The sequence below is a fragment of the Rhabdothermincola sp. genome (assembly GCF_036846205.1).
GTDB lineage: Bacteria > Actinomycetota > Acidimicrobiia > Acidimicrobiales > Acidimicrobilacustridaceae > Rhabdothermincola.
This window is the reverse complement of sequence record NZ_DAIUCK010000092.1, coordinates 1-8,033: the sequence shown is the minus strand read 5'-3', so window position 1 is coordinate 8,033 and position 8,033 is coordinate 1. Positions and strand designations below refer to the sequence as shown.

Below are 8,033 nucleotides of genomic sequence, written 5' to 3'. Positions count from 1 at the left end.
CACGTCGCGTCGGGGTGGTGGCACTGGCGGCTCGTTCACCGGCCGGGCGGGATCGCCGGACCGGAAACCTTGACCTGAGGGGCAACTGGCCTTACCCTGCCGGCAACTTGACGCGGGGTCGGCGCCGTCCGCTGCGGTGTCCCACCGATCGATGTAGCCCGAGAGGCGGGTTCCTTTCGGGTTGCTTCACGACGCGGTTGCGCCTAGGCTGATTCTGCCGTGCTCCGCCCGTCCTGCTCTCGCCGGTTCCCTTTCGGCGACCCTGCGCGCCCGGGCACGGTCTCTGCGGCTTCACCGACATCCTCCTGAGGAGTGACCTTGCCTGCTCGCTCTGCCGTCCGGGATCGGTACTCGTTCGCGAACCTCGACGAGGTCCTCGAGCTCCCAGATCTGATCGCTATCCAGCGAGAGTCCTTCAGCTGGTTCCTGCACCAGGGTCTGGCGGAGACCTTCCGGGACATCAGCCCGATCAAGGACTTCACCGAGACCCTTCAGCTCGAACTGGAGTTCGATCCCGACGACGAGGATCTCCGGCCGCCGCCGAAGTTCTCGGTGGAGGAGTGCAAGGAGAAGGACATGACCTTCTCCGCCCCGATCTTCGTACGGGCCCGCTTCATGAACGCCACCACGGGCGAGATCAAGGAGCAGACGGTCTTCATGGGGGACTTCCCCATGATGACCGACAAGGGCACGTTCGTGATCAACGGGACCGAGCGGGTGGTGGTGTCCCAGCTCGTGCGGTCACCCGGGGTGATCTTCCAGCCAGGTGAGCGCTTCCGCCTGCGGAACCTCCAGAAGCACCAGCTGGTCACCGGCACGATCCACCCCTACCGGGGCGAATGGCTCGAGATCGACCTCGAGCAGAAGCCGGGCAAGGACGTCACCGCCGGGGCCCGGGTGGCTCGCAAGAGGCGCCTGAGCATGTTCACCCTGCTGCGTGCGCTCGGCTACGACGAGGAGAACCACCCCGGGTTCCTCGATCGGCTCGTCCGGCACTTCGACTTCCTCGAGGGGCAATGGGAGAAGGACCGCGAGATCGCCCCGACCCAGGACGAGTCGCTGGTCGAGATCTACAAGCGGGCCCGGCCGGGGGAGCCGCCGACGGTCGAGTCGGCGCGGGCCTACTTCCGCAACGCGTTCTTCGAGTCGCGCCGTTATGACTTGTCCCGCGTCGGCCGTTACAAGCTGAACCGCAAGCTCGGCCCCGAGATTGAGAAGGTGGAACAGCTCTTCGGCATCGAGCTCGAGCGGCCCGATCCCGACCAGTCAGTGCTGAGCCCGTCGGAAGTGCTCGCCGCCTGCACGTACATGTTGCACCTGATGGTCCAGGAGCCCGGTTACCGGCTCGACGACCAGGACCACTTCGCCAACCGGCGCATCCGCTCGGTCGGGGAGCTCATCCAGAACCAGGTGCGCATCGGCCTGTCCCGCATGGAACGGGTGGTGCGGGAACGGATGACCACCCAGGACGTGGAGGCCATCACCCCTCAGACCCTCATCAACATCCGGCCCGTGGTGGCCGCCATCAAGGAGTTCTTCGGCACCAGCCAGCTCTCGCAGTTCATGGACCAGGTGAACCCGCTGTCCGGGCTCACCCACCGCCGCCGCCTCTCGGCGCTGGGCCCGGGCGGCCTGTCCCGGGAGCGGGCCGGCTTCGAGGTGCGCGACGTGCACTTCAGCCACTACGGCCGGATGTGTCCGATCGAGACGCCGGAAGGTCCGAACATCGGTCTGATCGGCGCGCTGGCGACGTATGCCCGGGTCAACGAGTTCGGCTTCATCGAGTCCCCCTACCGGGTCGTCAAGAACGGCAAGGTGACCGACGAGATCGTCTACCTGACCGCTGACGAGGAGGAGGAGTACGTCGTCGCCCAGGCGAACGTGCCCCTCAATCCCGACGGATCCTTCAAGGAGGACCGGGTCCTCGTTCGCCGGTCGCCGCAGGCCGCGACCCTCGGTGAGCTCAAGCTGCAGCTCGAGCGCGACGTGTTCTTCGGTGCGACCACGGAGATCTCCTCGGTGTCCCCGGACGAGGTCCAGCTGATGGACGTCTCGCCGAAGCAGATCGTCTCGGTGGCCACCGCACTCATCCCGTTCCTCGAGCACGACGACGCGAACCGGGCGCTCATGGGTGCCAACATGCAGCGCCAGGCCGTGCCGCTGGTACGCGCCGAGGCTCCGTACATCGGTACCGGCATTGAGGCCCGCGCGGCGCGCGACGCGGCCGACATGATCCTGGCCGACGAGGACGGTGTGGTCACCGAGGTCGATGGCGACTCCATCACCGTCGAGTACAAGACGAAGGGCCGCAAGATCTACCGGCTGCTCAAGTTCGAGCGGTCGAACCAGGACACCTGTATCAACCAGAAGCCTCGCGTCCGCGCCGGAGATCGGGTCAGGGCGGGCGACGTCCTCGCGGACGGCCCCTCGACGGAGAATGGCGAGTTGGCTCTCGGCAAGAACCTCGTCGTGGCCTACATGACCTGGGAGGGCTACAACTTCGAGGACGCCATCATCCTCTCCGAGCGGGTGGTGCGCGACGACGTGCTCACCTCGATCCACATCCACGAGCACGAGATCGACGCCCGCGACACCAAGCTCGGCCCGGAGGAGATCACCCGGGACATCCCGAACCTCTCCGAGGAGATCCTCGCCGACCTCGACGAGCGGGGCATCATCCGCATCGGCGCCGAGGTCGGCCCCGGGGACGTGCTGGTCGGCAAGGTCACACCCAAGGGTGAGACGGAGCTGACCCCTGAGGAGCGCCTGTTGCGGGCGATCTTCGGTGAGAAGGCCCGTGAGGTGCGGGACACCTCACTGAAGGTGCCCCACGGCGAGTCGGGCAAGGTCATCGACGTCCGGGTCTTCAGCCGTGACGAGAGCCATGAGCTGCCTCCCGGGGTGAACCAGCTCGTGCGGGTCTACGTCGCCCAGAAGCGCAAGATCAGCGTCGGTGACAAGCTGGCGGGCCGCCACGGCAACAAGGGCGTGATCTCGAAGATCCTGCCCATCGAGGACATGCCCTTCCTGGCGGACGGCACGCCGGTCGACATCATCCTGAACCCGCTCGGTGTGCCGTCACGGATGAACGTCGGCCAGGTGCTCGAGGCCCATCTCGGCTATGCCGCCCGTTGGGGCTGGGAGATCGACGGGCAGGTCGAAGGCGATGAGCCGGTGCGCGGCACGGAGTCGAAGACCCGACCCACCACCCCGGCTGCCCGGCTGATCGCCACCCCGGTGTTCGACGGCGCACACTGGGACGAAGAGGAGGAGGCCGGCCAGCACCCCACGATCAAGCGGATCTTCGAGAACCTCCGACCGGAGGCGATCGATCCTCGCTACGGCGACAACGGCCGCCTGATCCGCCCCGACGGGAAGACCATCCTCTACAACGGTCGCACGGGCGAGCCCTACGACAACCCGATCACGGTGGGCATCGTCTACATCCTCAAGCTGGCCCACCTGGTCGACGACAAGATCCACGCCCGGTCCACCGGTCCGTACTCGATGATCACCCAGCAGCCCCTGGGCGGGAAGGCGCAGTTCGGTGGCCAGCGCTTCGGTGAGATGGAGGTCTGGGCCCTCGAGGCGTACGGGGCGGCGTACTGCCTGCAGGAGCTGCTCACCATCAAGTCCGACGACGTGCTCGGTCGGGTCAAGGTCTACGAGGCGATCGTCAAGGGTGAGAACATCCCCGAGCCCGGCATCCCCGAGAGCTTCAAGGTGCTCATCAAGGAGATGCAGGCCCTCTGCCTCAACGTCGAGGTGCTCTCGACCACCGGTGAGGAGATCGAGATGCGAGAACTCGACGAGGACCTTTTCCGAACGGCCGAGGAGCTCGGCATCGACCTGTCGCGCCCGGAACGGGGCAGCGACGAAGAAGACGCCCGCCGCCAGGCGGAGAGGAGCTGACGTGGCAACACTGGACGTCAACAACTTCGACCAGCTCCGCATCGGCCTCGCTACGGCCGAGTCGATCCGCATGTGGTCGAACGGCGAGGTTAAGAAGCCGGAGACGATCAACTACCGCACCCTCAAGCCGGAGAAGGACGGCCTCTTCTGCGAGAAGATCTTCGGTCCTACGAAGGACTGGGAGTGCTACTGCGGCAAGTACAAGCGCGTCCGGTTCAAGGGCATCATCTGCGAACGCTGCGGTGTGGAGGTCACCCGCTCGAAGGTGCGCCGGGAGCGGATGGGCCACATCGAGCTGGCAGCCCCAGTGGTACACATCTGGTACCTGCGTGGCACCCGCTCGTGGCTTGCCTACCTGCTGATGGGCACCGAGGCCCGTGAGGAGCTGAAAGCCAAACAGCTCGAGAAGGTCATCTACTTCGCTGCCAACCTGGTGACCTGGGTCGACGAGGAGCGCCGCCACGAGGATCTCCCCAACCTCGAAGCCGAGATGCGCGGCGAGGTGGAGGCCATCGAGAACGACCGGGAGAAGGAGCTGGCTGAGCGTTTCGAGGCGCTCGAGAGTGAGCTGGCCGAGCTCGAGGCCCAGGGGGCGAAGGAGTCGGAGCTCAACGCGCGCCGGCGCGCGGCCGAGAAGGACCTGGCCGCGATCCGCGAGCGCTACGAGATCGAGATCGACCTGGTGACCCGGGCGTTCGAGGAGTTCAAGGACCTCTTCGCCCGCAAGATCATCGAGGACGAGATGCTCTGGCGTGAGCTCACCGAGCGCTACGGCGACTACTTCGAGGGTGGCATGGGCGCGGATGCCATCGCTCGGCTGATCGATCGCATCGACCTCGATGAGGAAGAAGAGAAGCTGCGTGCCGCTATTGATCCGCAGGAGGGGCAGCGCCCGCTCTCCGCGCAGCGCAAGCAGAAGGCGATCAAGCGCCTCAAGATCGTCTCGGCCTTCAACCGCCGTGACGAGCACGGGCGCCGGGTGAACGACCCCCGGGCGATGATCCTCGACGTGGTGCCCGTCATCCCCCCTGAGCTGCGGCCGGTGGTGCAGCTCGACGGCGGACGCTTCGCCACCTCCGACCTGAACGACCTGTACCGCCGGGTGATCAATCGCAACAACCGCCTGAAGCGCCTCCTCGACCTCGGCGCACCCGAGATCATCGTCAACAACGAGAAGCGCATGCTCCAGGAGGCTGTCGACGCGCTGTTCGACAATGGCCGCCGTGGCCGGCCGGTGACGGGGCCCGGCAATCGTCCCCTCAAGTCGCTCTCCGACATGCTCAAGGGCAAGCAGGGGCGGTTCCGCCAGAACCTGCTCGGCAAGCGTGTGGACTACTCGGGTCGCTCGGTGATCGTGGTGGGCCCGACCCTCAAGCTGCACCAGTGCGGGCTGCCGAAGCTGATGGCGCTCGAGCTGTTCAAGCCGTTCGTGATGAAGAAGCTCGTGGACAACGAGCTGGCACAGAACATCAAGTCGGCGAAGCGGATGGTCGAGCGTCGCCGCCCGCAGGTGTGGGACGTGCTCGAGGAGGTCATCAAGGAGCACCCGGTGCTCCTCAACCGGGCGCCGACGCTGCACCGGCTCGGGATCCAGGCCTTCGAGCCGGTCCTGGTCGAGGGCAAGGCCATCCAGATCCACCCGCTCGTCTGCCACGCCTTCAACGCCGACTTCGACGGCGACCAGATGGCCGTGCACCTGCCGCTGTCGGCCGAGGCGCAGGCGGAGAGCCGGGTGCTGATGCTGTCGGCCAACAACATCCTGAGCCCGGCCGACGGTCGACCGCTGGTGACGCCGACCCAGGACATGATCATCGGGGCCTACTACCTGACCGAGGTGGTCGAGGGCGCCAAGGGTGAAGGCTCCGTGTTCCGGCACCTCCACCAGGTCGAGCGGGCATACGAGGCCGGCGAGATCGATCTGCACGCGCGGATCCAGTACCGGGTCCCGGAACTGGTGGCTGGTCGCAACGGATCGACGGAGTACGAGCCCACCACGGCAGGGCGGGTCTTCTTCAACACCGCACTGCCCGACGGCTTCCGGTTCCTGAACCGGCCGGTGGACAAGAAGGTCATGGGGCAGATCGTCGACGAGCTCTCCAAGCACTACGGCAAGGCTGCCGTCGGCACCGCACTCGACCGCATCAAGGACCTCTGCTTCCGCTACGCGACCCGCTCGGGGCTCACGATCTCGATCGAGGACGTGAAGACCCCGGTCGAAAAGCGCGCCATCCTCGACCTCCACGAGAAGGAGGCCGAGAAGGTCGAAGCGCAGTTCCGCCGGGGCATCATCACCGACGGTGAGCGCCGACAGAAGGAAGTCGAGATCTGGACGACGGCCACCGACGAGGTCCGCCGGCAGATGGAGGAGGCCCTGAAGGCCCAGCAGTTCAACCCCATCGACATGATGGTCGGCTCCGGGGCCCGAGGGAACATGATGCAGGTCCGCCAGATCGCGGGCATGCGTGGCCTGGTGGCCAATCCTCGTGGTGACATGATCCCCCGACCGATCAAGTCGAACTTCCGCGAAGGCCTGTCGATGCTCGAGTACTTCATCGCCACGCCCGGTGCGCGGAAGGGGCTCGTCGACACCGCACTCCGCACCGCTGACTCCGGGTACCTCACCCGCCGGCTGGTGGACGTGGCGCAGGAGCTCATCATCAACGACCACGATCCGTTCGCCGACGGTGGGCCGGTCCGGGGTATCTGGATCGAGGATGTCGGTCCGGACCGACCCGGTCGCCGCACCTACCTCGAGCAGCGGCTCTACAGCCGGGTGCTCGCCGACGAGGTGACCACTTCGGCACCCGTCGACGCCCTCGTCGAACGCGAAGGCGAGTGGGGGCTCGAGGTGTTGCAGTGGGACGTCGAAGAGGCTCGCTGGGTGGAGCGATGGGTGGCCGCCACCGTCGACGGTGACCGGGCCACGCTCACCCTGCCCGCCTCGTCGGTGGTGCGCGAACCGGAGTTGGCGATCCTGCGTGACGATCCCGAGATCAACAGGGTCCGTGTGCTGTCACCGCTCACCGACGACTCGTCCATCGGCATCAGCGCCGCCAGCTACGGGCTCTCGCTGGCGACCGGTGACATGATCGAGGTCGGCGAGGCCGTCGGCGTCATCGCCGCCCAGTCGATCGGCGAGCCGGGTACCCAGCTCACGATGCGGACCTTCCACACCGGTGGGATCGCAGGTAGCCAGGACATCGCCGGCGGTCTGCCCCGGGTGGTCGAGCTGTTCGAGGCCCGATCGCCGAAGGGCAAGGCGACCCTCGCTCGGACCTCGGGCGTGGTGCGGGTCGGTGACGACGAGGGCAAGGGGCGAGTCGTCACCATCGTCGCTGACGACGGCACCGAGGACGTCTACACGGTGCCGGGCATGGCTCGCCTCGAGGTCACCGACGGCCAGGAGGTGCATGCGGGCGACGCCATCATCGAAGGCCCGCGGGACCCCAAGGAGCTCCTCGAGATCAAGGGCATCCGGGAGACCCAGCAGTACCTGGTCAACGAGGTCCAGAAGGTGTACCGGGACCAGGGCGTGCCGATCCACGACAAGCACATCGAGCTGATCGTGCGCCAGATGACCCGCCGGATCGCCGTGCAGGAGCCGGGAGATTCCGACTTCCTCCCCGGCGAGCGGGTCGACGGGAAGGTCTACACCGACACCAACCGCGCCCTGGTCCAGGAGGGCAAGCAGCCCGCGGAGGGGCGCCCCGAGATCATGGGCATCACCAAGGCCTCGCTGGCGACCGATTCGTGGCTGTCGGCGGCCTCGTTCCAGGAGACGACCCGGGTGCTCACTGAGGCGGCGATCGAGTCGCGAAGCGACAACCTGATCGGCCTCAAGGAGAACATCATCATCGGCAAGCTCATCCCGGCGGGCACCGGTATGCAGAAGTACCGGGCGATCCGGCCTCATGCGCCGGACTACCAGCCGATGGAGTTCTACTCGATGGCCGACGAGGAGGCGGATCTGGCCGAGTGGCTGGCGCGCCGGACCACCGGCGACGGCGAGGCGGACGTCGTGGGCGCCGGTGATCTGGCCGAGAGCGGCGAGGAGCTGCCCGACGCCAGGGTGATCGACCTCCCCGCCGGTGAGGGCCAGATCGGCTGAACCGCCCCTGCCC

At 66.8% G+C, this 8,033-nt stretch carries 2 protein-coding genes; both read left to right on the top strand.

Translation table 11 applies throughout. The features are described from left to right. Positions 1-318 precede the first annotated feature (318 nt). On the top strand, positions 319-3,912 hold the full coding sequence (gene rpoB / locus V7004_RS12545; RefSeq protein WP_334144371.1) for a DNA-directed RNA polymerase subunit beta: 3,594 nt from the start codon (positions 319-321) through the stop codon (positions 3,910-3,912). Between the two features lie 70 nt (positions 3,913-3,982). Beyond that, positions 3,983-8,020, top strand: a complete 4,038-nt coding sequence (rpoC, locus tag V7004_RS12540) for a DNA-directed RNA polymerase subunit beta' (protein WP_442968062.1) — start codon at positions 3,983-3,985, stop codon at positions 8,018-8,020. Positions 8,021-8,033 lie beyond the last annotated feature (13 nt).

What these genes read in the sequence shown, in the direction of transcription:
- rpoC (WP_442968062.1), top strand. Translation starts at nt 3,983, where the DNA reads ATGTGGTCGAACGGCGAGGTTAAGAAGCCGGAGACGATCAACTACCGC.